General features: G+C 45.9%; 22 protein-coding genes and 1 pseudogene. 17 read left to right on the top strand and 6 right to left on the bottom strand.

All coding sequences use genetic code 11. The annotated features are described in order from the left end of the window. The first annotated feature begins 177 nt into the window (after positions 1 to 177). Positions 178 to 489, top strand: coding sequence for a VOC family protein (locus tag AAHT65_RS21365; protein WP_373422341.1), 312 nt, complete (start codon positions 178 to 180; stop codon positions 487 to 489). 57 nt (positions 490 to 546) lie between these two features. Here AAHT65_RS21365 and AAHT65_RS21360 read toward each other — a convergent pair whose 3' ends face one another. The 4 genes from AAHT65_RS21360 to sspI all read right to left on the bottom strand — a co-directional run bounded on the left by AAHT65_RS21360 (position 547) and on the right by sspI (position 4,825). Continuing rightward, entirely contained in the window at positions 547 to 1,902 is a 1,356-nt protein-coding gene (locus tag AAHT65_RS21360; protein WP_343310789.1) for a (Fe-S)-binding protein, read from the bottom strand. Then, the gene (glcD, locus tag AAHT65_RS21355; protein WP_106360432.1) at positions 1,899 to 3,311 is read right to left on the bottom strand and encodes a glycolate oxidase subunit GlcD; all 1,413 of its coding nucleotides are present in this window, start codon (positions 3,309 to 3,311) and stop codon (positions 1,899 to 1,901) included. The genes AAHT65_RS21360 and glcD overlap by 4 nt, the downstream gene beginning before the upstream one ends. A gap of 63 nt (positions 3,312 to 3,374) precedes the next feature. Beyond that, a complete protein-coding gene (locus tag AAHT65_RS21350; protein WP_106360433.1) occupies positions 3,375 to 4,529 on the bottom strand; it encodes a CdaR family transcriptional regulator in 1,155 nt (384 codons plus the stop codon). A gap of 83 nt (positions 4,530 to 4,612) precedes the next feature. Next, positions 4,613 to 4,825 (bottom strand): small acid-soluble spore protein SspI, encoded by a 213-nt coding sequence (gene sspI, locus AAHT65_RS21345; RefSeq protein ID WP_003325168.1) that lies wholly within the window; start codon positions 4,823 to 4,825, stop codon positions 4,613 to 4,615. Positions 4,826 to 4,944: 119 nt separating this feature from the next. Between sspI and AAHT65_RS21340 the strand changes: the two genes are divergently transcribed. Continuing rightward, positions 4,945 to 5,691: an RNA methyltransferase gene (locus AAHT65_RS21340; protein ID WP_343310788.1), complete on the top strand. Its 747-nt coding sequence runs from the start codon at positions 4,945 to 4,947 to the stop codon at positions 5,689 to 5,691. A gap of 74 nt (positions 5,692 to 5,765) precedes the next feature. Here the strand turns inward: AAHT65_RS21340 and AAHT65_RS21335 are convergent. Continuing rightward, a pseudogene (locus tag AAHT65_RS21335) lies at positions 5,766 to 5,966 on the bottom strand (hypothetical protein); the annotation flags it as partial. An 85-nt stretch (positions 5,967 to 6,051) separates the two neighbouring features. On the opposite strand from AAHT65_RS21335, the gene pheS reads away from it, so the two are divergent. Beyond that, a complete protein-coding gene (pheS, locus tag AAHT65_RS21330; RefSeq protein WP_343311571.1) occupies positions 6,052 to 7,086 on the top strand; it encodes a phenylalanine--tRNA ligase subunit alpha in 1,035 nt (344 codons plus the stop codon). 15 nt (positions 7,087 to 7,101) lie between these two features. Next, complete coding sequence (pheT, locus tag AAHT65_RS21325) at positions 7,102 to 9,516, top strand: phenylalanine--tRNA ligase subunit beta (RefSeq protein WP_088117710.1); 2,415 nt, start codon at positions 7,102 to 7,104, stop codon at positions 9,514 to 9,516. A gap of 41 nt (positions 9,517 to 9,557) precedes the next feature. On the opposite strand, the gene rnhC is transcribed toward pheT, so the two are convergent. Next, a complete protein-coding gene (gene rnhC, locus AAHT65_RS21320) occupies positions 9,558 to 10,499 on the bottom strand; it encodes a ribonuclease HIII (protein WP_343310786.1) in 942 nt (313 codons plus the stop codon). Positions 10,500 to 10,632: 133 nt separating this feature from the next. Between rnhC and zapA the strand changes: the two genes are divergently transcribed. The 13 genes from zapA to uvrC all read left to right on the top strand — a co-directional run bounded on the left by zapA (position 10,633) and on the right by uvrC (position 25,545). Further along, complete coding sequence (gene zapA, locus AAHT65_RS21315) at positions 10,633 to 10,890, top strand: cell division protein ZapA (protein ID WP_003325173.1); 258 nt, start codon at positions 10,633 to 10,635, stop codon at positions 10,888 to 10,890. Between the two features lie 6 nt (positions 10,891 to 10,896). Beyond that, entirely contained in the window at positions 10,897 to 11,430 is a 534-nt protein-coding gene (locus AAHT65_RS21310) for a CvpA family protein (protein WP_003325174.1), read from the top strand. A 121-nt stretch (positions 11,431 to 11,551) separates the two neighbouring features. Beyond that, a complete protein-coding gene (polX, locus tag AAHT65_RS21305) occupies positions 11,552 to 13,264 on the top strand; it encodes a DNA polymerase/3'-5' exonuclease PolX (protein ID WP_199680947.1) in 1,713 nt (570 codons plus the stop codon). Positions 13,265 to 13,284: 20 nt separating this feature from the next. Continuing rightward, the gene (locus AAHT65_RS21300; RefSeq protein ID WP_343310784.1) at positions 13,285 to 15,642 is read left to right on the top strand and encodes an endonuclease MutS2; all 2,358 of its coding nucleotides are present in this window, start codon (positions 13,285 to 13,287) and stop codon (positions 15,640 to 15,642) included. 14 nt (positions 15,643 to 15,656) lie between these two features. Further along, the gene (locus AAHT65_RS21295; protein WP_003325177.1) at positions 15,657 to 16,061 is read left to right on the top strand and encodes a DUF350 domain-containing protein; all 405 of its coding nucleotides are present in this window, start codon (positions 15,657 to 15,659) and stop codon (positions 16,059 to 16,061) included. A 193-nt stretch (positions 16,062 to 16,254) separates the two neighbouring features. Next, entirely contained in the window at positions 16,255 to 17,943 is a 1,689-nt protein-coding gene (locus AAHT65_RS21290; RefSeq protein WP_010789418.1) for a long-chain-fatty-acid--CoA ligase, read from the top strand. Positions 17,944 to 18,076: 133 nt separating this feature from the next. After that, entirely contained in the window at positions 18,077 to 18,661 is a 585-nt protein-coding gene (locus AAHT65_RS21285; protein WP_106360437.1) for a TetR/AcrR family transcriptional regulator, read from the top strand. A 16-nt stretch (positions 18,662 to 18,677) separates the two neighbouring features. Next, entirely contained in the window at positions 18,678 to 19,454 is a 777-nt protein-coding gene (locus AAHT65_RS21280) for an enoyl-CoA hydratase (RefSeq protein WP_061670275.1), read from the top strand. Positions 19,455 to 19,481: 27 nt separating this feature from the next. Further along, on the top strand, positions 19,482 to 20,255 hold the full coding sequence (locus AAHT65_RS21275) for an electron transfer flavoprotein subunit beta/FixA family protein (RefSeq protein ID WP_061572624.1): 774 nt from the start codon (positions 19,482 to 19,484) through the stop codon (positions 20,253 to 20,255). Between the two features lie 44 nt (positions 20,256 to 20,299). After that, positions 20,300 to 21,277, top strand: a complete 978-nt coding sequence (locus AAHT65_RS21270) for an electron transfer flavoprotein subunit alpha/FixB family protein (protein WP_343310782.1) — start codon at positions 20,300 to 20,302, stop codon at positions 21,275 to 21,277. Between the two features lie 228 nt (positions 21,278 to 21,505). Continuing rightward, entirely contained in the window at positions 21,506 to 22,987 is a 1,482-nt protein-coding gene (locus AAHT65_RS21265) for an alpha-N-arabinofuranosidase (protein ID WP_061670273.1), read from the top strand. 331 nt (positions 22,988 to 23,318) lie between these two features. After that, positions 23,319 to 23,633, top strand: coding sequence for a thioredoxin (gene trxA, locus AAHT65_RS21260; protein ID WP_003325184.1), 315 nt, complete (start codon positions 23,319 to 23,321; stop codon positions 23,631 to 23,633). 139 nt (positions 23,634 to 23,772) lie between these two features. Then, entirely contained in the window at positions 23,773 to 25,545 is a 1,773-nt protein-coding gene (gene uvrC, locus AAHT65_RS21255; protein WP_061572627.1) for an excinuclease ABC subunit UvrC, read from the top strand. The last annotated feature ends 46 nt before the right edge of the window (positions 25,546 to 25,591 follow it).

Raw genomic sequence — 25,591 nt, 5'->3', positions numbered from 1 at the left:
TGTGGGGGAGTATCTTTCTGCATCTGATTTTTCAACTAAAAAATAAAAAAGGAGAAGATAGGGGAGGAGCAGAATGATAGAACAATAAAAGGAGGCAAGAAGAATATGAATCTATCCATGAGGTACGTTATTCTCTATGTGTCGGACGGGGAACGCTCGCTGCATTTTTACAAAGATATTTTAGGGCTGACGGTTCGAGCCCAGCATGATACGTATGTAGAGTTTGATACAGGCTCTGCGATATTGGCTTTTAATACGAGAAAGAATGTGAGGGAAATTACCCCGCTGGATATACCGGAGGAAGCGGGATATTCACAAACATTTGAATTGGGGTTTGTGACTGAAGATGTGGGTGCAGTGATTGAGAAATTAAGAGGAGAAGGCGTTTCCATTCTGTCTGAGCCAAAAGTAAAGCCGTGGGGCCAGACGGTCGCCTATGTTGCGGACCCCGACGGCCATTATATTGAAATTTGCAGCCCTGTAGAATAAATCATCCCTAAATACGTGGGACAGCCCCGTTCAAAGGATGACAAAAGCCGACTCGTGTTAAATGTGTTGGCTTTTGTCAGTTATCACTTTTGATTCAGCGGCTTCCAGCAATAAATCCGCAAGGTGGACCGCCCGAACCTGTCCGCCCAAGCCTTCCCGTTCAATGCCGAGCTTCATTTGTAAAAGACAGCCTGGATTGGCCGTGACAATCACAGCGGCTTGCGTTGCTTTTGCGGTGCGCATTTTGCTGTCTAAGATTTTCATAGACATGTCTGATTCAACAATATTGTAAATTCCCGCTGAACCGCAGCAGCTATCCGCTTTTTCCATTTCTCTGAATTCCGCTCCTTCAATGCTTTTTAGGAGCTTGCGCGGTTCTTTGGATGTATGCATGACATTTCGCAGGTGGCAGGAGTCTTGATAGGTGATTACTTGAGGTGTCTCAAGCTTCAACCCTTTTTTATCAAAATCAAGCTCGACCAGCACGGACGAAAAGTCTTTTAGTTTTTGGACAAATACCGCAGCGCGTTCTGACCACTCAGGATCGTCTTTCAGCAAATGGTCATATTCAATGAGAAAGGCGCCGCATCCCCCGGCGTTGGTAATGATATAATCCGCCTCAAGCGCTTCAAAGGCCATGATATTTCGTTTGGCCAGCTCTTTCCCCAATTCTTTTTCACCGCTGTGCCCGTGCAGTGCTCCGCAGCACGCCTGGTCATCAGGTATGACGATATCGCACCCGGCCAGCTGCAGCAGCTTGGCGGTAGCGTCGTTGGTTGGCAAAAACATCGTATCCATTAAGCAGCCGGAGAAAAAGGCGACGCGTTTTTTAGCCGGGCCGATCGCCGGCAGTATACGGGGGCGATTTTTCATTTCTTTGTTTTTAGGCACAGGCGGCAGAACCTTTTCCATCGTGCGCAGATGTTCCGGCAATATGCGGAGCATCCCTGTTTTTCGTACCGCTGCCTGCAATCCCGACCGCTGATATAAACCGATAAGGCCGGCGGCGGTGCGCATTCGGTTTTGATGCGGAAACAGCTCTTTAAAAGCCGTTTTTCTAATAAGCCGCACACCGAGCGAGTGTTTTTTATTTTGATTAATGATATCTCTCGCTTCTTCAAGAAGCTGGCCGTAATTGACGCCTGACGGACAGACAGGTTCACAGGCGCGGCATCCGAGGCAAAGCGCAAGCGATCGTTCGACATCCTCGTCAGGCTCAATCTTGCCGTCAACTACAGCCTTCATTAAAGCAATGCGGCCCCTCGGCGAGTGGGATTCCTGAAATCCTGATTCAATATATGTTGGGCAGGACGGGAGACAGAAACCGCAGCGCATGCAATTCAGCAGCTCTCCTTCATCCATGCGTTCCTTGAATTCTGTTTGTATCTGCTCCATTTCTTTTGCCGTTGTCATCTCTCCACCACCACTCGTTTTCTGGAATCACTTGCAAACATTTTGCCCGGATTTAAGATATTGTGCGGATCAAACGCGGTTTTTACCGCCTTCATCGCCGAAATGCCTTCTTTTTTCAGCTTCATCTCTAAGTAAGGAGCTTTCACAACCCCGACTCCATGTTCTCCGGTAATGGTTCCGCCGAGTTCAATGGCCTTTTCAAAAATCTCTTCAAATGCCTGTTCGACACGTTCCATTTCATCCGTATTTCTTAAATCAGTCGTGCAGGTCGGATGAAGGTTGCCGTCTCCCGCATGCCCGAATGTGCAAATGGATAGGTCGTATTTAGCGGCGATATCGTTAATCGCTTTGACCATATTTGCGATTTCTGACCGCGGAACCGTGGCATCCTCCAAGATGGTTGTCGGTTTCAATCGGGCAAGTGCGGAAAGGGCGGAGCGCCGCGCTTCGGTCAGGGCGAACGCTTCCTCCTCCGTTTGAGCGGCCTGAACGGATACGGCTGCGCCTTTTTTGCAAATCGCCTCAATTTTTTCCATGTCACGTGCGACCGTATCATAAGACCCATCCTGCTCAATCAAAAGGACGGCCTTTGCATTTGTAGGCAACCCGATTTTGGCATAATCCTCGATGACCTGTAATGTCGGCTGATCGAGAAATTCAAGTGTGGCCGGTATCAATTTTTCCGCAATAATGGCGGATACCGTCTGAGCGGCGGCATCGATATTTTCATAGAGTGCGAGTAATGTTTTCTTCGTTTCCGGCTTTGGCACTAATTTCAATATGGCTTCCGTTACGATGCCGAGTGTTCCTTCTGATCCGACAAAAAGGCGCGTCAGATCATATCCCGCTACGTCTTTTGCAAGCTTTCCGCCTGTGCGGATGATATCCCCGTTTGCCAGCACGACTTCCAGGCCCATTACATAGTCACGGGTGACGCCGTATTTTAACCCGCGAAGGCCGCCGGAATTTTCGTTAATATTTCCGCCTATCGTAGATATTTTCATAGAACTCGGATCAGGCGGATAAAACAATTGCTTGCTTTCCGCCTGTAGAATCATATCAAGCGTAATCACGCCCGGCTGGACAGTGATGGTCAAATTTTCTTCATCAATGTCAAGAATTCGGTTCATGTGTTTAAATAAAAGAACAAGACCTCCTTCAGTCGGACAAGTGCCGCCGCACAGATTTGTGCCTGAGCCTCTCGGGACAATCGGTATGCGATGCTTATTGCAAATGGTTAAAATACGCGAGACTTCATATTTGTCACGCGGCGCGATGACAGCATCAGGCATTGACTGGAATTGCGGAGCCGCATCATAGGAATACACGAGGCGGCCCGCTTTTGAATCATCATAGTTTTCCTCTCCTGCCACCTCTATCAACTGTTTCTTTACCTCATTAGATATCACTATGTCCTTCCCCCTCTGATCAGAAAAACGCTTTCAATCTATTGTAAAGAAAAAAAGAAGTGTTTAATATGGAGAAACATCTGAAAAATCGGCCTCTGTATTTATTTGATTTGTATGATCATCTAAAAAATATAGCGCCAAATATAAGGTAACGATATCTTCTGTCCGGTTAAAGCTGCATCCAGTTAAGTTTTCCAATTTTTCGAGACGGTAGCGCAAGGTATTAATGTGGATATGAAGCGTTTCTGCCGTCTGTTTTAAAGACAAGTGCCTGCTAAACAGCGTGCGCATGGTCTTCATGAGCTCTTCGTTGTCCACTGTCTTCTGAAGCACCCTTCTGGAAAATTCAGCCCGGGTTGCCGGCCTGATATCAGCAAGGCACATGTCCAGCTTAAGATCCTCCTCACATACGGCAGTACGGCGTTTGATACTGACAGAGAGCGCTTTTTCGGCTTGTTCGTATGACCGTATCACACGTGAGCTTATAACAGCCTGCCCGACGCCGGCTGAGACATGCTGACCATTTCCCGCGCGCTCAGCAAACGAACAGAGGGAGTTAATGTGCCGTAACAGCTGTTCCTTTTTATCGCTTTCCGAAACTTCGTGATTGATCAGAATCCTTTCATTTCCCCAACGTACAAAAAGATCGGAAGGACAGTCGTTTTTCCATAAATGCGTCATTTGTTCTATGTCATGCCGGGTAAATTCTTCTTCCCCTTGAATTAAGATAATGCGCCGCTGCGATGTCAGATCGACGCCCAACAGCTGTGCTTTTTCTAAAAAACCAGGTGACCATTCCCGCAATTGCAGCCAATCAATCATAAAGGATTCCAGCGTTCTGGCCTGCCATTGGATTTGCTCAAGATGCCGTGATTCCTTAATGAACAGTTCGGTCATTTTCCGCAGCAGCTCCCCGTATGGCTGTATCTCTTCCGGTTCACCGGTCAAGCCGAAAACAGCAGTCACATGATGGCCTGAAAAGACAGGGAGATTCAGCCCGGATTTTACGCCTCTTAATCTCTTTTCATCTTCTTTTGTAATGATGACATTGCGTTTCTCTTTTGCACATATCAGCGCCCCTTCATGGAATCCGCCGATGCGTTCATCATTTGTGCTTGCGATGATGCTGCCGTCCGTATTCACGATAATGACTTCCCGGTCGTACATCTTTTTTACTTCCGCAATGATTTTTTTCGCCAGAGCAGGTTGTAATAACATATAACGATCCCCCTTAGCCACTATTATACAATGAGCGGCAGGGCGAAAATAAAAAAACCGGGCATCTGCACCCGGTTTACACCTTAAGCAGGCTTTAGTCCGCCTTCCAGTGTTTTCAACATATCATTTTTATCCGTTTCAGATGCATGCTGCCAAAGAACTTCAAACAATACGCCAAGCCCCGGAAGCATCTTTTCCTCACCGCTTTGAATCGCGTCGACGATTGTATGCTCAAGCTGTTCTTGATTATTGCCGGTCACGTTGGCGATAACGGCATTTCGTAAATTAAGATCCATATCAAAAACTCCTTTTTCCTAAAATTTGATACGTATATTCTAACCCCGCACCCGGTTTATTATGTGCGTTTCTTGCGATATAATAACATCATGTTAAAAAAAGGAGAGCACAGCAGACAGTGAAACGAATTGATTCGGCCAAAAACCAAAAAGTGAAGGACTGGAAAAAGCTTCACACGAAAAAAGAACGAACAAAAACAAATACATTTCTTATAGAAGGGGAACATCTTGTAGAAGAAGCGCTGAAAATTGAGGGCGCTGTAAAGGAAATTCTCGTCAAGGACGAAGGGGAAATTCCCCCTGATCTGGACATGTCCATTCATTGCTACATCTTAAGTGAAGACGCGTTTTCCGCTGTGACAGAGACTGAAACGCCGCAGCAGATTGCCGCTGTGTGCCGCATGCCTGAGGATAGCCTTACTTCTTATAAGCGGCTTTTGCTGATAGATGCCGTGCAAGATCCGGGCAATCTTGGAACGATGATTCGCACGGCCGATGCCGCCGGGATGGATGCGGTGGTGATCGGAGACGGCACAGTAGACGCCTATAATGGAAAAACACTGCGGTCCGCACAAGGGTCCCATTTTCATCTTCCGATTGTCAAACGGAATTTGCACGTTTTCATTGAGGAATTGAAAGCAAGCGGCGTTAAGGTGTACGGGACGTCGCTTCAAAACGGATCAGCCTTTCAGGAGACCGCGCCGATAGGCTCATTCGCTTTAATTGTCGGCAATGAAGGGGCAGGCGTCGACTCAGCCATTTTAGAAAAAACCGACTTGAACTTGTACGTGCCTTTATACGGACAGGCCGAATCGCTGAACGTGGCGATTGCCGCTGCCGTCCTGCTGTACCACTTACGAGGATAGTGTTGCGCTGATGCGTGAATTTCACTATAATAGGTAGTAATATTTTTAAAAACCGTGACAGAGGACATCCATTTCTTACAAAGCTGCCTTACAGGGAAAAAATGCCGCTGACTGAAAGCATTTTTATTGCAGCCGGGAATGATTTCACCTCTTGAGTTGTCGCCGGGACCGCGCCATACGCGCGTAAAGGTGAACCGGAACTTGAGTTTCCGTTATGTCAATGAAGCTAAGAACAGATCAGTCTGTCCAAAAAAAGGGTGGTACCGCGGCCACAACTCGTCCCTTGTATAAGGGGCGGGTTTTTTTGTTTTCTATAGACATATGACACGAGTACGGTTTTACATAAAAGGAGGATACATGATGGAAGAAAAGCTAAAACAGCTTGAACTTGAAGCTGTAGAAAAAGTAGAAGCAGCAAGCTCATTAAAAGATGTCAACGACATTCGGGTGCAATACCTCGGAAAAAAAGGGCCGATCACAGAAGTGCTTCGCGGAATGGGAAAGCTTTCTGCTGAGGAACGGCCGAAAATGGGCGCCCTCGCCAATGAAGTAAGAGAACGCATCGCGTCCGCGATTTCTGAAAAGAACGCCGCCCTTGAAGAAGAAGAAATGAAAAAGAAACTGGCAGCCCAGACGATTGATGTCACACTGCCGGGAAATCCGGCCAAAAGCGGCGGGCGGCATCCTCTCACAGTGGTCATTGAAGAGCTTGAAGATTTGTTTATCGGCATGGGGTATACCGTTGAAGAAGGTCCTGAAGTGGAAACGGATTATTACAACTTTGAAGCGCTCAACCTTCCGAAAGAACACCCTGCACGCGATATGCAGGACAGCTTTTACATCACAGAAGAGACGCTGATGAGAACGCAGACCTCACCCGTTCAGACACGCACGATGGAAAAGCATAAAGGAAAAGGCCCTGTGAAAATCATTTGTCCGGGTAAAGTGTACCGCCGCGATAATGATGACGCGACACACTCCCACCAATTTATGCAGATTGAAGGGCTTGTCGTTGATCGCAATATCAGAATGAGCGATTTAAAAGGAACCCTTGAATTGGTTGCTAAAAAAATGTTTGGAGAAGATCGTGAAATCAGACTTCGCCCAAGTTTCTTCCCTTTCACTGAGCCTTCGGTAGAAGTGGATGTGACGTGCTTTAAATGCGGAGGAACAGGCTGCTCGGTATGTAAAGGTACGGGCTGGATTGAAATTTTGGGAGCCGGAATGGTTCATCCGAACGTGCTTCAAATGGCCGGTTTTGACCCTAAAGAATACCAAGGCTTTGCTTTTGGAATGGGCGTTGAACGGATCGCTATGCTGAAATACGGCATTGATGATATCCGCCATTTCTATACAAACGATGTCAGATTCATTTCGCAGTTTAAACAGGCGTAAGAGGAGGATGTAAGGATGTTTGTTTCTTATAGATGGTTAGAAGATTATGTTGATCTAAAAGGCATGGACCCGTCTGTTCTTGCTGAAAAAATTACGAGAACAGGTATTGAAGTAGAAGGCATCGAGTACAAGGGAGAAGGCATCAAAGGCGTTGTCATCGGACATGTGCTTGAACGCGAACAGCACCCGAATGCTGACAAGCTGAATAAGTGTCTTGTGGATATCGGCGCAGACGAACCTGTACAAATCATTTGCGGAGCGCCAAATGTCGAGAAAGGGCAGAAAGTTGCCGTCGCGACAGTCGGTGCGGTGCTTCCGGGCAATTTTAAAATTAAAAAAGCGAAACTGCGCGGTGAAGAGTCAAACGGAATGATTTGTTCTCTTCAGGAGCTTGGCGTTGAGGGCAAGCTTGTGCCGAAGGAATATGCGGAAGGCATCTTCGTTTTTCCGAATGAGGCGGAAGCGGGAAGTGACGCATTAGCCGCCCTTCAGCTTGACGATGCGATTTTAGAGCTCGGACTTACACCAAACCGCGCAGACGCAATGAATATGCTTGGTGTCGCATATGAAGTCGCGGCGATTTTAGAAGCTGAGGTCAAACTTCCGCAAACGGATTATGCAGAAGGTGCTGAAAAAGCAGCTGACTATATTTCAGTGAAAATTGAAGACCAGGAAGCGAATCCGTTATATACGGCAAAAATCATTAAAAATGTAAAAATTGCTCCGTCACCGCTTTGGATGCAGACAAAGCTTATGAATGCAGGCATCCGCCCGCACAATAACGTAGTTGACATTACCAACTTTGTTCTATTGGAATACGGTCAGCCGCTCCACGCTTTTGATTATGACCGCTTCGGCTCAAAGGAAGTTGTCATTCGAAAGGCGGCTGAAAATGAAACACTTCTCACGCTGGATGATCAAGAAAGAAAGCTTTCCGCAGATCACCTTGTCATCACAAACGGATCAAAAGCCCAGGCTGTGGCAGGCGTTATGGGCGGAGCGGAATCAGAGGTTCGGGACGATACAACCACGATTTTGCTAGAAGCCGCATACTTCAATGGACAGACGGTCCGTAAAGCGTCTAAAGATCTTGGGCTGAGAAGCGAATCAAGCGTAAGATTTGAAAAAGGAATCGACCCGGCGCGTGTCCGGCTTGCCGCTGAACGTGCAGCGCAGCTTATCCATCTGTATGCAGGCGGAGAAGTTCTGTCAGGCACAGCGGAAGAAAACCATTTGACAATCGAAGCCAATAACATTCATGTTTCTGTTGAAAAAGTCAACAATGTGCTCGGCATGACAATCAGCAAAGAAGAAATGATCAGCATTTACCAAAGGCTCGGCTTTGCAGTCGGAGAAGCACAAGACCTGCTGATTGTAACGGTTCCTTCACGCCGGGGCGATATTAAAATCGAAGAGGATCTTATTGAAGAAGCGGCAAGACTGTACGGTTATGATAATATTCCGTCGACACTTCCTGAAACGGAGGGAACGACAGGCGGATTGACGCCATATCAGGCGAAACGCCGAAAAGTCAGACGTTTCCTTGAAGGAGCGGGCTTATCACAAGCGACGACATACTCATTAACCAATGAAAAAAAAGCAGCCGCATTTGCGATTGAAAAATCACTTCACACCAAGCTGTCTCTTCCGATGAGTGAAGAAAGAAGCATTCTCAGACACAGCTTGATTCCGAATCTGCTTGAATCCGTTTCTTACAACTTGGCGAGACAGACTGATTCAGTAGCGCTGTACGAAGTAGGTTCCGTGTTCTTAACGAAGGAGGAGAACACAAAGCCGGTGGAGAAAGAACGCGTCGCGGGAGCGGTAACCGGATTGTGGCATAAAAATCTATGGCAAGGCGAGAAAAAGCCGGTTGATTTCTATGTGGTGAAAGGGATCGTAGAAGGGCTGTTAGATAAATTAAATATGCTTACGAGCATTGAATTTGTACAGTCAGAGCGTAAAAACATGCATCCCGGCCGGACAGCGAATATTTTGTTGAACGGCTCGCTGGTCGGTTTTATCGGCCAAGTGCATCCGACAATGGAAAAAGAACTTGATTTGAAAGAAACATATGTATTCGAGCTTGACCTTTACGCGCTGTTAACAGCGGAAACAGAGCCTGTTGTGTACACGGCTATTCCAAGATATCCATCCGTTACACGTGACATCGCGCTCGTCACAGACACAGCCATCTCAAGCGGCCAGCTTGAAAGTGTCATTAAAGAAGCGGGAGGAAAGCTTCTGAAAGAAGTATCCGTCTTTGATGTATACGAAGGTGAGCATATGGAAAAAGGCAAAAAATCCGTCGCCTTCTCGCTTCAATACTTAAACCCTGAACAAACATTGACTGAAGAAGAAGTGACAAAAGCGCATGAAAAAGTGCTGAAAGCTTTGGAAGACACGTATCAGGCTGTTTTAAGAGGCTAAATAAAAAGCTTGCAGAGAAATCTGCAAGCTTTTTTATGCGGTCATCGTTTACGCTCAACAAGGCGCTTCGCCTTCTGTGTATTTGCAAAATGAAGCTTTGTAAACGTTCTGAGCGCGCTTTCTCCTTTTTTCAAAATCAGTTTTGCGCAAGCTTCATCAACGTGCGGGCCGGCTCCTTTGGGAATCACCATTCCTGCTTCGCGCGAGAGTTTATCCATCTCCATTAAGAAGGAGTACCTCGCGATAATTGAGGCAGCGGCGACGGACAGGTGAATGCCCTCCGCTTTTGTGCTGAAATAAGTGCGTTCTTTCACGATGTCTTTGCCGGCCAGATGCTTAAAGTAAATGCTAGGCTCTGCGAATTGGTCAATGAGAATCGCTTCCGGCTTTATGCCGTCCATTTTTTTTAATAGATGTCCGATTGCCTGATTGTGCAGGAGTGCTTTCATTTTTCCCTGGCTCATGCCTTTTTCCTGCAGCTTGTTGTACTTTTCATTGTTCAGAATCAGCAGGCTGTAGGGAATGGTTTTGATCAGGCTTTTGGCGATTTCGATAATTTGCGGGTCCTTTAAGTGTTTTGAATCCTTTACACCGAGTTCCTTCATTAAAGCGAGCTTGGATTTATCAACATACGCGCAAGCGACAGTCATAGGGCCGAAATAATCGCCTGTCCCGACTTCATCAGAGCCGATGACTGACATCATTCCGATCGTTTGAGGCGGTACGTAGCGCGGATCTGCCGTTTTTTTTACGGCTGTCTTTTTTTCCTTCTGAACTTCTGCAGTTCCCCATCGTCCGGATTCTGCGGCGGCGTTTTTTCCCTGAAACAAAACCTTGCCGGATTGATAAGCTGTAATGGTACAGCCGGGGGGCTTTGCCTGAAAAACGGCTCCCTGAGGGACAGATGGGCTAAGAGAGCTACCATAAGACGCTCTCATTTGTTCAATAACAGATTTTGATACTTTTATCACTGAATGGGACACGTAGCAATCTCCTTTTTTTACACTTTTCACTGTATATACCAGTGTATCATAACAGTGCGAGGCTCGTCTTTCCATTCAATTGATAAACATGGTATGATAAGAACTAGGATTCTCACGGAATGGAGGAGAAACGTTGTCTGACGGCAGAAAAGCGAAAACGACAGTTGACATTTACGGTCAGCACTTCACCATTATCGGTGAAGAAAGCAAGGCGCACATGCGGCATGTGGCTGGAATTGTCGATGATAAAATGAGAGAAATGAATGAAAAAAATCCATATTTGGATATAAATAAACTCGCTGTGCTGACGGCGGTAAATGTTGTGCATGATTACATTAAATTAAAAGAGGAATACGAAAAACTGGAGCGTCAGCTTAAAGAAAAGGATTGAACAACTATGATAGATATCATCATCTTGATTTTGCTCCTGATGGGCACATTTATGGGACTGAGGAGAGGATTTATTCTTCAATTTATTTATTTAACGAGCTTTATCCTCTCGATTGCGTTCGCGGCGCTTTTTTACAAAAATGTAGCGCCGAATCTGAAATGGATACCCGCGCCTGATTTTACCGGGGGCCAAGAGGCGCTCTCCTTTTTCTCGGGGAATTTGGAAACGGCGTATTATAATGCGATCGCGTTTGTGATTCTATTCATTATCGCCAAAATTTTGCTCAGAATCATCGGGTCGTTCTTAAATATCGTCGCGAGTATACCCGTTATTAAACAAATCAATAAAGCGCTTGGCGCGGTTCTCGGCTTTTTGGAAATCTATCTATTTACGTTTGTGTTGCTTTATGTGGCATCGGTTCTTCCTGTGGATGCCGTTCAGCAAATGATGGGGCAATCGTCTCTGGCAAACGTCATTATACACCATACACCGTATTTGTCAGGGCTTGTACAAGAGCTGTGGGCGCAATACGGCGGATAAAAACTTCTCTTGCCCGGAGAAGTTTTTTTAAAGCGGTTTTGTATTGTAAGTTTGTTGTGCCATATGAAAAAAATTTGTATGATGAGAAGCAGGAAACGTGTGAATGTCTGGGGGTTGTAAAATGCATAAAAAAGATATTATTAATCTGCTTGAAACGATTGCAGTATACATGGAACTAAAAGGGGACAACCCGTTTAAAATAGCCGCCTTTCGAAAAGCGGCGGCCGCTTTAGAACAGGATGACCGCAGTTTGTCGGAAATGGACAATATGATGTCGCTTTCAGGCATAGGGAAAGGAACATACAGCGTCATCAAAGAGTATATAGATGAAGGGACGTCGGGCACTCTTGAGAAGCTGAAAGAAGAAGTTCCGGAAGGATTGGTTCCTTTATTGAAACTTCCGGGGCTGGGCGGGAAAAAGATCGCCAAGCTTTATAAAGAGCTGGGCGTTCATGATGCTGACTCGCTGAAAGAAGCATGCGAGCAGCAGAAGGTCCAAGGCCTTGCCGGATTCGGTAAAAAAACCGAAGAGAAAATATTGCAGGCGCTCGGAGAAGCTGGCACACAGCCTGAACGCTTTCCGATCGGCTACGCGCTCAGTGTGGCTGGTGAAATTGAAGAGCACTTGTCCGGTTTTACGGACATTATCAAATTTTCCCGGGCCGGAAGCCTCCGCAGAGCGAGAGAAACAGTAAAAGACCTTGATTATATTATTGCGACTGACAATCCCGCCGAAGTAAGAGAGCAGCTGCTGAAGCTTCCAACTATTAAGAGTGTCATCGCAAGCGGAGACACCAAGGTTTCTGTCATTCTTTCTTTTGAATATGAAACGAGTGTGGATTTCCGCCTTGTCACGGAGGAACAGTTTCCGACAACGCTTCACCATTTTACCGGTTCAAAGGACCATAACATTAAAATGCGCCAGATTGCCAAGGAACGCGGCGAAAGAATCAGTGAATACGGCGTGGAAACAGTCGAAACCGGAGAGGTTAAAACTTTTCCGAGTGAACAGGCCTTTTACGCGCATTTCGGTTTGCCGCTGATTCCGCCGGAGATTCGTGAGAGCGGACAAGAGGTGGACACCTATCATGATGGGATTGAACTGATAGAGACGCATGATATAAAGGGAGACCTTCACATGCACTCGGCATGGAGCGACGGGGCGTTTTCCATCAGAGAAATGGCGAAAGCCTGTATGGAAAAAGGCTATGAGTATATGGCGATTACCGATCACTCACAATATCTGAAAGTCGCAAACGGGCTGACGGCGGAAAGGCTGCGGCTGCAGGCAAAGGAAATTGACGCACTGAACGCTGAATTTGAAAACTTCCATATTTTCAAAGGTGTCGAGATGGATATCCTTCCTGATGGGACGCTTGACTATGACGATGACATGTTATCAGAAATGGACCTTGTCATCGCATCTATTCATTCAAGCTTTAACCAGCCGGAGCACGTCATTATGAAAAGGCTCGAACAGGCCCTGACGAGTAAGCATGTAGATATTATCGCGCATCCGACCGGGCGTCTGATCGGCAGACGGGCAGGCTACCAGATTGATATCGACCAGCTGATTGAACTTGCGAAAAAAACAAATACGGCTTTGGAATTAAATGCGAATCCCGCGCGGCTCGATTTGCGGACAGAGCATTTAATCAAGGCGAATGACAATGGGGTTACATTGGTGATCAACACCGATGCCCATAATATAGATATGCTGAATGATATGAAAACCGGCGTAACCGCCGCGCGCAAAGGCTGGACTGAAAAGAAACATGTCTTAAATGCCCGGTCACTTAAAGAGGTAAAGGCATTCCTGAAGCGCAACGATTAAGTAAGGAGGCTCACACAACCGTGCAGCAGAAAGTTTTATCATCGCTTGAATTTCATAAAGTTAAAGAACAGGTTATCCAGCATGCGGCTTCTTCGCTTGGAAAAGAGAAGCTCCTTGAATTAAAACCTTCAACGGCGATAGAAGAGATTACAAAACAGCTGGAGGAAGTTGACGAGGCTTCTAGTGTCATCCGTCTGAGAGGACAGGCTCCGTTTGGCGGAGTCACAGATATCAGAGCCGCCTTAAAACGCGCAGAAATCGGCAGCGTGCTGAGCCCTGCGGAATTCCGGGACATTTCAGGGCTGCTGTATGCCGTGAAACAGATGAAGAATTTCCTCGGGTCAATGTATGAGGACGGTGTAGAGATTCCTCTCCTGAATCAATATACGGAACAATTAATCGGATTGTCCGAATTAGAGCGGGAAATTAATTCGTGTATCGATGATTACGGTGAAGTGCTCGACCATGCTTCAGAAACATTAAGAGGCATCCGTACCCAGCTCAGAACGCTGGAGTCAAGAATCAGAGACCGCCTCGATTCTATGCTGCGTTCCTCGTCCGCGTCTAAAATGCTGTCGGATACGATTGTCACCATTCGAAACGACCGATTTGTTATACCGGTGAAACAGGAATACAGATCCAGCTACGGAGGAATCGTCCATGACACCTCCTCCTCAGGCGCGACACTATTCATTGAACCGCAGGCGATTGTCGATATGAATAACTCTCTTCAGCAGGCGAAAGTAAAAGAAAAACAGGAGATCGAACGAATTTTGCGGGAGCTGACAGAGCATACGGCAGAACACACGCATGAGCTCTTTCAAAATCTGCAAGTGCTGCAAACGCTGGATTTCATTTTTGCAAAGGCGAAATACGCCAAAGCATCCAAAGCAACAAAACCGCTTATCAATGACAGGGGCTTTATTCGTTTGAAAAAAGCGCGCCATCCGCTGCTCCCGCCAGAACAAGTCGTTGCCAATGACATTGAACTGGGCGGCGACTTCACGACAATCGTGATTACGGGGCCGAATACCGGAGGGAAGACCGTTACTTTAAAAACACTCGGGTTGTTAACGGTCATGGCGCAGTCCGGCCTTCATATTCCTGCGGAAGAAGGATCGGAAGCGGCGGTCTTTGAACATGTATTTGCGGATATCGGCGATGAGCAGTCGATTGAACAAAGCTTAAGTACCTTTTCATCCCACATGGTGAATATTGTCGGCATTTTAGAGCGTGTCAATGAAAACAGCCTTGTGCTGTTTGACGAGCTTGGAGCGGGGACGGACCCGCAAGAAGGCGCGGCGCTTGCGATGAGTATTCTCGATGAGGTGCACCATACAAACGCCAGAGTTATTGCGACAACCCATTATCCCGAATTAAAAGCATACGGGTATAATCGAAACGGCGTCATGAACGCAAGCGTTGAATTTAACATTGAAACACTGTCGCCGACCTATAAGCTCTTAATCGGTGTTCCCGGGCGAAGCAATGCTTTTGAAATCTCAAGGCGTCTCGGCCTTCCAGAGCATATTATCGGACAAGCGAAATCAGAAATGACGGCCGAGCATAACGAAGTCGATACGATGATTGCCTCTCTTGAGCATAGCAAAAAGCGCGCGGAAGCAGAGCTTTCAGAAACAGAATCAATCAGAAAAGAAGCGGAAAAGCTTCACAAAGAACTACAACAGCAAATTATTGAGCTGAACAGCAAAAAAGATAAATTGCTTGAAGAAGCGGAACAAAAAGCGATTGAAAAAGTAAATGCGGCGACAAAAGAAGCGGAAGACATCATTCAAGAGCTGCGGTTGATCAAATCAGAACATAAATCCTTCAAGGACCATGAGCTGATCAACGCCAAAAAACGCTTGGAAGACGCCGTGCCCGCCTTTGAGAAATCAAAGCAGCCGTCAAAACAGAAAAAAGAAAAACGCGAGCTGAAGCCGGGAGACGAAGTGAAGGTGCTGACTTTCGGACAAAAAGGAACCTTGCTCGAAAAAACAGGCAGCAGCGAATGGAATGTCCAAATCGGCATTCTCAAAATGAAAGTGAAAGAAAAAGATTTAGAGTTTATGAAATCTTCTCCTGAACCTAAAAAGGAAAAAACAATCGCTGCGGTCAAAGGGAAGGATTACCATGTGGCCTTGGAGCTGGATCTGCGCGGAGAACGCTACGAAAATGCCCTCAGCCGGGTCGAAAAATATTTAGATGACGCGGTTCTGGCCGGCTATCCGAGAGTGTCCATTATTCATGGCAAAGGAACCGGCGCCTTAAGAAAAGGGGTACAAGACCTTTTAAAAAACCACCGCAGTGTGAAGAACTCCCGATTCGGTGAAGCGGGAGAAGGCGGATCCGGAATTACCATTGTTGAATTAAAATAAAAGGGAGTATCGTCATGAGTGATTTTTGGGAAAACGAGCTTGTTGAAATCGCCGCTTATTACAGTGTGGCCGTACTGTGCCTCGTTCTCTTTTTGAGTATCTTTGAGCTGGTGACAACCTATAAAAACTGGGAAGAAATCCAAAAAGGGAATCTCGCCGTGGCAATGGCAACCGGAGGAAAAATTTTGGGGATTGCGAATGTGTTTCAGCACTCCATTGCGCAGCACAATTCTCTTTTGCAAATGATCGGTTGGGGCGTATACGGTTTTATTATGCTGCTTGTCAGCTATTTTATTTTTGAATTTCTGACGCCGCGTTTTAAAATTGATAAAGAAATCGAGAACGATAACCGGGCTGTCGGCTTTATCTCATTTGTCATATCCGTCGGGCTCTCATTTGTTGTGGCAGCCGGTATATAAGGGGCGAGGAATGAATGGAAAAGCTTGCAAAAATGCTGCTCGCGGCAGCGGGACTTTTTTTGTTAATCGGTCTTATTTATCTGTTCATTATAGCGTAAGGAAAGAAAGGTGAGGTTTTGCCTTTCTTTTTCCTTTTTTAAGCAATCATCTGATATAATAATAGGGCGCACCCAAAACAGAAAGGAGAGGTTTTATGCAGTCTGAAAAGCCATGGCTTTCTGAATACCCTGATGACATCCCGCATGAACTTCATATTCCCAATCAAACGCTGCAATCCATCCTGACAAACTCCGCCGCACAATTCTCTGAACAAACCGCCATTTATTTTCTCGGAAAAAGACTCACCTATCAAGACGTGTTCAAAGACGCTTTGAAGCTTGCATCCTTTTTGCAAAAAAACGGCCTGGAAAAAGGAGACAGAGTGGCTGTTATGCTGCCGAACTGCCCGCAATCGGTCATTTCTTATTACGGCGTTTTATACGCAGGGGGCATCGTCGTACAAACGAATCCGCTATACACGGAACATGAGCTGGAATATCAGCTCAAAGACAGCGGGGCAAAAATGATCATCACACTTGATTTGCTCTTTCCGAAAGCGATAAAAATGAAAACGTTATCAATTGTGGAGCATATCATTGTGAGCGGCATAAAGGACTATTTGCCGTTTCCGAAAAATATCCTCTATCCGCTCACCCAAAAGCAAAAAGTGTATATTGATTATCACGAAAATGAGAACATTCACACGTTTGCGTCCGTGTTAAAGCCGGAGGAATCAGAGCTCGTGTTTGAACCGGAGATTGATCCGGAGCATGATATCGCCGTTCTTCAATATACCGGGGGAACGACCGGCGCGCCCAAGGGCGTCATGCTCACTCACCGAAACATTCAGGCAAATACCGAGATGTCTGCGGCCTGGATGTATAAAATGGGAAAAGGGACCGAAAAAGTGCTTGGTGTCGTCCCGTTTTTTCACGTATACGGTTTAACCGCCGTTCTCAATTTATCAATGAAAATGGGCTATGAAATGATTCTTCTGCCTAAGTTCGATCCGCAGGCCACACTCAGAACGATTGACAAACAAAAGCCGACGCTGTTTCCGGGGGCGCCGACAATCTATATCGGGCTCTTGCATCATCCCGATCTGCAGCGTTATGATCTGTCTTCCATTAAAAGCTGTCTCAGCGGGTCGGCGGCACTTCCTGTCGAGGTGAAGCAGCAATTCGAAAAAGTAACGGGCGGCAAGCTTGTCGAAGGATACGGTCTGTCCGAGGCTTCCCCTGTCACACATTCCAATTTTCTATGGGGAAAAAATAAATCCGGCAGCATCGGCTGTCCTTGGCCGAATACAGATGCTGGTATATACTCAGAAGAAACCGGCACATTCGTCGGGCCGTATGAACATGGGGAAATCATTGTAAAAGGCCCGCAAATTATGAAGGGCTACTGGAATAATCCCGAAGAAACGGCTGCGGTGCTCAGAGACGGATGGCTGTTCACCGGGGATATGGGCTATATGGATGAAGAGGGGTTTTTCTATATCGCTGATCGGAAAAAGGATGTCATTATTGCAGGCGGCTATAATATTTATCCGCGCGAAGTCGAAGAGGCGCTGTACGAACACGAAGCGATCCAAGAGATTGTCGTAGCGGGCGTGCCCGATTCGTACAGGGGAGAGACAGTCAAAGCATTTGTTGTATTAAAGAAGGGCGCAAAAGCCGATGTTTCTGAGCTGGATGCTTTCGCAAGAGCCCGCCTCGCTCCCTACAAAGTGCCGAAATTGTATGAATTCAGAGCGGAGCTTCCGAAAACCGCAGTCGGTAAAATTTTAAGAAGAAATCTGGTCGCAGACGAAGACACTGCGAATTATAACCGCATCACGTAACAGACAGCGCCGTCCGTTTTCAGTCAGGCGGCGGTACATAAAGAAAGGAATCACTTGACAAAGCAAGAAATCCTTTTTATCATAAGGGTATGAATGAATAGTCATTCATTTAGATAGGAAGGAACGATGACCATTGAAACAAAAACGACCCAAGTATATGCAGATTATTGACGCAGCAGTAGAAGTAATAGCGGAAAACGGCTACCACCAATCACAAGTTTCCAAGATTGCAAAACAAGCGGGAGTCGCAGACGGCACCATCTACCTTTATTTTAAAAACAAAGAAGATATATTGATTTCACTCTTTAAAGAAAAAATGGGACAATTCATTGAGCGTATGGAAGAGGAAATCAAAGGAAAACAGACTGCGAAAGAAAAGCTCGCACTGGTGATCACGAAGCACTTTTCACTGCTCGCAGATGACCGCCATCTCGCCATTGTGACTCAGCTTGAGCTCCGCCAGTCCAATTTAGAGCTCCGGCAGAAAATTAATGATATTTTAAAAGGCTATCTAAATATTTTAGAATCGATTCTGACAGAAGGAATCGAGTCAGGTGAATTTAAGAAAAATCTCGATATTCGCCTCGCCCGGCAGATGGTCTTTGGAACAATTGATGAAACAGTGACGACATGGGTGATGAACGATCAAAAATACGATCTTACCTCCCTGGCGGACAAAGTATTAGACTTATTAGTATTCGGATTTCATAAAGAATAAAAAGGAGGTCTGTCATATGAATACCATATCATTAGCAGTCGATCAATTTGTTGCTGTAGTGACAATTAACAATCCGCCGGCAAATGCGCTTTCCAGCCGCATTTTAGACGAACTGTCAACCTGCCTCGATCAATTTGAGACCGACGCGAATGTGCGAAGTATCATTATACACGGAGAGGGCAAGTTTTTCTCGGCCGGCGCTGATATTAAAGAATTTACTTCACTCAGATCGAGTGAAGACTCCTCGCTTCTGGCGGATCGCGGCCAACAGCTGATGGAGCGGATTGAAAGTTTCTCCAAACCGATTATTGCTGCCATTCACGGGGCCGCTTTAGGAGGAGGACTGGAACTGGCGATGGCCTGCCATATCAGGATTGCGGCCGAAGACGCCAAACTTGGGCTTCCGGAACTGAATCTCGGCATCATTCCGGGATTTGCGGGTACACAGCGGCTGCCGCGGTATGTAGGACCGGCAAAAGCGCTTGAAATGATGGGAACGGCAGAACCGATTACCGGACGGGAGGCACTTGATCTCGGCCTCGTGTCAATCGGCGCCAAAGATGAAACAGAAGTGCTTGAAAAAGCAAAGGCTCTTGCCGGAAAGTTTGCAGAAAAAAGCCCGCAAACGATGGCAGCAATCATCGAGCTGCTGTATTCAAACAAGGTGTACTCCTATGACGGCAGCCTGAAGCTTGAAGCGAAAAGGTTTGGAGAAGCGTTTGAATCAGAGGACGCTAAAGAAGGAATCCAAGCGTTTCTTGAGAAAAGAAAGCCTCAATTCAGAGGCGAATAAAAAAGCAGCGGCAAAGGGGATATGATCATGAATCTATTTGTACTGATGAAACGGACGTTTGACACTGAGGAAAAAATCGCCATTGAAGCAGGAAAGATTCAGGATGAGGGAGCGGAATTTATCATTAATCCGTACGATGAATACGCAATCGAAGAAGCGATGCAGCTAAAAGAACAGCACGGGGGAAGTATCACCGCTGTCACCGTGGGCGGGGAAGAGGCTGAAAAAGAGCTTCGCACAGCGCTTGCGATGGGATGTGATCAAGCGGTTTTGATCAATATTGAGGATGATCTGGAAGAACCGGACCAATATGCAGTGTCCACGATTTTGTATCACTATATGAAAGATCAGGAATTCGATGTGATTCTCGGCGGAAACGTAGCAATTGACGGAGGCTCTGGGCAAGTGGCGCCCCGGCTGGCTGAATTGCTGAATATTCCTTATGTAACAACGATTACGAAGCTTGAGATTAACGGCAAAGACGCAAACGCGGAAAGAGACGTAGAAGGGGATGTCGAAAAAATAAAAACATCGCTTCCATTGCTTGTCACCGCACAGCAAGGCTTAAACGAACCACGCTACCCGTCGCTTCCGGGAATTATGAAAGCGAAGAAAAAACCGCTTGAAGAGCTTGAACTTGACGATCTGGATTTAGACGAGGACGATGTCTCTGCAAAAATTAAAACGATCGAGCGTTTTCTTCCGCCGAAAAAAGAAGCCGGCAAGCTTTTAGAAGGAGAACCGGCTGAGCAGGCAAAAGAGCTTGTATCATTGCTTCGCAGTGAGGCCAAAGTCATTTAGAATGCCAGCAAACCGTATATTCAATGAAACAGGGGGATGTTAGGATGGGAAAAAAAGTGTTCGTATTGGGAGAAATTCGAGACGGTGAATTGCGGAATGTGACCTTTGAAGCCATTTCAGCAGGCAGAACCGTTTCTGATAATGGCGAAGTCATCGGCGTACTCATCGGAGATAACGTCTCCAATCATGCGCCTCAGCTCATTCATTACGGAGCGGATAAGGTTCTGACCGCAGAGGACCCGCAGCTTGCAAACTATACTTCAGACGGCTACAGTCAAGCGTTGCGTACAATCATTGAACAAGAAAAACCAGATGCCGTCATAATGGGGCACACGGCAATGGGGAAGGACTTGTCGCCGAAACTCGCCGCTCGCTTCGAAACCGGTCTGATTTCTGATGCCACCGATGTAAGCGTTACCGGAGGGAATGTGGTGTTTACGAGGCCGATTTATTCAGGAAAAGCATTTGAACGCGTTATTTCTACAGACGCTTTTATGTTCGCGACCATCAGGCCGAATAATATTGAAGCTTTGGAAAAAGACGAAAGCAGGTCAGGCGACATAGAGAGCGTTCAGGTATCCATTGCCGATCTGCGTACGATCATTGAGGATGTGGTCAAAAAAACCGCAGAAGGCGTCGATTTATCAGAAGCTAAAATCATTGTCGCCGGCGGCCGGGGAGTCAAAAGCGAAGAAGGCTTTCAGCCCCTTCAAGAGCTTGCCGATGTTTTAGGAGCCGCTGTAGGCGCATCGCGGGGCGCATGTGATGCTGATTACTGTGACTATTCGCTGCAAATCGGGCAGACTGGCAAAGTCGTTACACCAGATCTCTATATTGCATGCGGTATTTCTGGCGCCATCCAGCATTTGGCGGGAATGTCGAACAGTAAGGTTATTGTTGCGATTAATAAAGACCCGGAAGCTGAAATTTTTAAAATTGCGGATTACGGGATTGTCGGTGATTTGTTTGAAGTCGTTCCTTTATTAACTGAAGAATTTAAAAATATCAATATTCATTCATAAGAAGAAAACCCCCGGGCTGTAGAGTCTGGGGGTTTTTTGTGTTTGAAAATACATACGTACAAATAATATAAAATTCACTTTTTTAATTGACATGTACGAATATATATAATAGGATAGATTTATGAAATCGCTTACAAAAACTTTAAGTAAAACTGTGGTAAACATAAAGCAGATTGACAGATCACTAGGGTGCTTCTGCATTTTATACATGAGAGGAATGGTCAGGGGATGAAAAAAAATACTGCGGTTATTCAAACGGATATTGAAAAAGGAACCATTAACAAAAACATATATGGCCAGTTTGCTGAACATTTAGGAAGAGGGATATACGAGGGAATTTGGGTTGGAAAAGATTCAGAGATTCCTCATGTCAACGGCGTAAGAAAAGATGTGCTGGAAGCTTTAAAACGGCTGCAAATTCCCGTTCTCAGGTGGCCGGGCGGATGCTTTGCGGATGAGTATCATTGGGCTAACGGAGTAGGCGATCGTAAATCTATGCTGAACACTCATTGGGGCGGAACGATTGAGTCAAATGAATTCGGCACCCATGAATTTATGATGCTGTGCGACATGCTTGAGTGTGAACCGTATATATGCGGAAATGTCGGCAGCGGAACCGTTCAAGAAATGTCAGAATGGGTGGAATATATGACGTTTGAAGGCGGCACACCGATGTCAGACTGGAGAAAACAAAACGGAAGAGAGGACCCGTGGAAGCTGACATATTTCGGCGTGGGAAATGAAAACTGGGGCTGCGGCGGCAATATGCATCCTGAGTACTACGCTGACTTATATCGCCGCTTTCAAACCTATGTCCGCAATTACAGCGGAAATGAAATCTATAAAATTGCCGGCGGAGCGAATGTGGATGATTTTAAATGGACAGAAGTACTCATGAGCAAGGCGGCCAATCTCATGGACGGATTAAGCCTTCATTATTACACTATTCCGGGAGACTTTTGGAAGGGAAAGGGCTCTGCGACAGAATTCACTGAAGATGAATGGTTCATTACGATGAAAAAGGCAGATTATATGGACGAGTTGATCCGAAAGCATAGCACGATCATGGACCGATATGATCCCGATGAGCGTGTCGGACTGATCATCGACGAATGGGGTACCTGGTTTGATCCTGAGCCTGGCACCAACCCCGGTTTCTTGTACCAGCAAAATACCATTCGTGATGCTCTGGTTGCTGCTTCACATTTTCATATTTTCCACAAGCATTGCAGCCGTGTTCAAATGGCGAATATCGCACAAGCTGTAAACGTGCTTCAGGCCATGATTCTTACTGATGGAGAAAATATGCTTCTGACTCCGACGTACCATGTATTCGAGATGTTTAAAGTGCATCAGGACGCGTCTCTATTGGCGACAGACGTCACGGCTGCTGAGTATGAATGGAAGGGGGAAAGAATGCCCCAAATCAATATATCAGCCTCGAAAAACAAAAAGGGCGCCATCAATATCACCATTTGCAATATTGATCATCAAAACAAAGCTGATGCGGAGATAAAGCTCAGGGGGCTTGAGAACATAAACGAAAGCTCGGGGGTCATTCTCCATGCGAAGCACATGAACGCCCATAATACATTTGACAAGCCGGACAGCATCAAGCCGGAAGCATTTGACCGCTTTACGATCGAAGACTGCCGGCTGAAAGTGAAGCTTCCTCCGATGTCAATCGTTTTAATCACCGTCGGGGCATAACGCTGCAGCTCCAAAAACCCCTGTCATAGCGCTCAGGGGTTTTTAGGTTTTGAAAATCATGCAACGGGGCATAATAAAGTATCATGCTTATATAGAAGGGATGTTGTCCTATGCTTCGCACCATTTTAATGATTATCGGAGCCATCGTAGTGATTGGAGCTATTATTAGATTCGTTTTTTAAACAAGTTAAATACATGTGATCTTGCAGCTTAAAAAGCTGAGTAAATCAATATTGAACAGGGAAACATAATTTTCAAGCATTTAATTAGCAAGAACGAATGGGAGATGCTATACTAAAAATCATCATTTCACAAATGGAGGAATTAAATAATGGCTATCGTAAAAGCAACTGATCAATCGTTCTCAGCTGAAACAAACGAAGGTGTCGTACTGGCAGATTTCTGGGCGCCTTGGTGCGGACCTTGTAAAATGATTGCACCTGTTCTTGAAGAGCTTGATCAAGAAATGGGCGACAAACTGAAAATCGTCAAAATCGACGTAGATGAAAACCAAGAAACAGCCGGCAAATACGGCGTTATGAGTATTCCGACGCTTCTAGTATTAAAAGACGGCGAGGTTGTTGAAACATCTGTCGGTTTCAAACCGAAAGAAGCGCTTCAAGAGCTTGTAAACAAACATATGTAATTCGGCTGCGGCGATGCAGGGCGATTCCAACTCGGGATCGCTTTTTTTATATTCAGATTATGAAAATGGTGAAAAACAAATGTTCGTGTTACACTTAATATAAATGAAAAATCAGGACTAATATAAGGAAGGGTACCGCATGAACAAACATATAAAAGAGAAACTCGCCCTCCTTCCCGATCAGCCCGGGTGTTATTTAATGAAGGACCGCCAGCAAACGATTATCTATGTGGGGAAAGCGAAAGTGCTCAAAAACAGAGTGCGCTCTTACTTTACCGGTTCTCATGATGCCAAAACCCAACGGCTTGTGACGGAAATAGAGGATTTTGAATATATCGTAACCTCCTCCAATCTGGAAGCGCTGATTTTAGAAATGAATTTAATCAAAAAGCATGATCCGAAATACAATATCATGCTCAAAGATGATAAAACCTATCCGTTTATTAAAATCACTCATGAACGCCATCCGAGACTGATTGTCACCCGCAATGTAAAAAAAGACAAAGGGCGTTATTTCGGCCCTTACCCGAACGTGCAGGCAGCAAGGGAAACGAAAAAGCTTCTCGACCGCCTGTACCCGCTCAGAAAGTGTTCAAAACTTCCGGACCGTGTTTGTCTGTATTATCACCTCGGCCAATGCCTCGCTCCGTGTGTAAAAGATATTTCCGAGGAGACGAACAGACAGCTGGTTGACGAGATCACCCGTTTTTTAAAGGGAGGCTACAATCAAGTCAAAAAAGAACTGGAAGAAAAAATGCACGAAGCGGCTGAAAATCTTGAATTTGAACGGGCGAAGGAGCTCCGCGACCAAATGGCCCATATTGAATCAACGATGGAAAAACAAAAAATGACGATGAACGACCTTGTTGACCGTGATGTGTTCGCCTATGCGTATGACAAAGGCTGGATGTGTGTGCAGGTCTTTTTCATCCGGCAAGGCAAGCTCATTGAACGTGATGTCAGCATGTTTCCGATGTATCAGGAAGCGGATGAAGAATTCCTCACTTTTATCGGCCAATTTTATTCCAAAAACAATCACTTCCTGCCGAAGGAAATTTTAGTGCCTGACAGTGTCGACCAAACCATGATTGAGCAGCTGCTGGAAACAAGCGTACACCAGCCGAAAAAAGGAGCGAAAAAAGAGCTGCTGATGCTCGCGCATAAAAATGCGAAAATCGCGCTGAAGGAAAAATTCTCTCTGATAGAACGTGATGAGGAGCGGTCGATCGGGGCTGTTCAGAGATTGGGAGAAGCGTTAAATATTTATACGCCCCACCGGATTGAAGCATTTGATAACTCAAACATTCAAGGAACAAATCCTGTATCGGCCATGATTGTGTTTATTGACGGAAAACCGAACAAAAAGGAATACCGCAAATACAAAATCAAAACGGTTACAGGTCCGGATGATTACGGCTCAATGAGAGAAGTCGTCAGAAGGCGGTATTCGAGAGTGCTTCGTGAAAACCTGCCGCTGCCTGATTTGATTATCATTGATGGAGGAAAAGGCCAAATTAACGCCGCGAAAGACGTGCTCGAAAATGAACTTGGCTTGGATGTGCCGATTGCCGGTTTGGCCAAGGATGACAAACACAGAACATCGAATTTATTAATAGGCGATCCGCTGGAGGCCATTTACCTTGAACGGAACAGCCAGGAATTTTACCTGCTTCAGCGGATTCAGGACGAAGTTCACCGGTTTGCGATCAGTTTCCACAGGCAAATCAGGGGGAAAAGCGCTTTTCAATCTGTATTGGACGACATCCCGGGCATAGGCGAAAAACGAAAAAAATCGCTATTAAAGCATTTTGGCTCAGTCAAAAAAATGAAGGAAGCAAGCCTTGAAGACATCCAAAAGGCGGGCGTTCCTTCCGCGGCGGCGCAGCTGCTTTATGATAAATTGAAAAAATAACGTTGTCCTTTTTAAAGAAGTCTGATAAAATGTGAACTAATTTCAT

This window comes from Bacillus atrophaeus (assembly GCF_039519175.1).
In the GTDB taxonomy this organism is placed as follows: domain Bacteria; phylum Bacillota; class Bacilli; order Bacillales; family Bacillaceae; genus Bacillus; species Bacillus atrophaeus.
The sequence above is the reverse complement of the archived record's forward strand: the minus strand, read 5'-3'. Positions and strand labels throughout refer to the sequence as shown.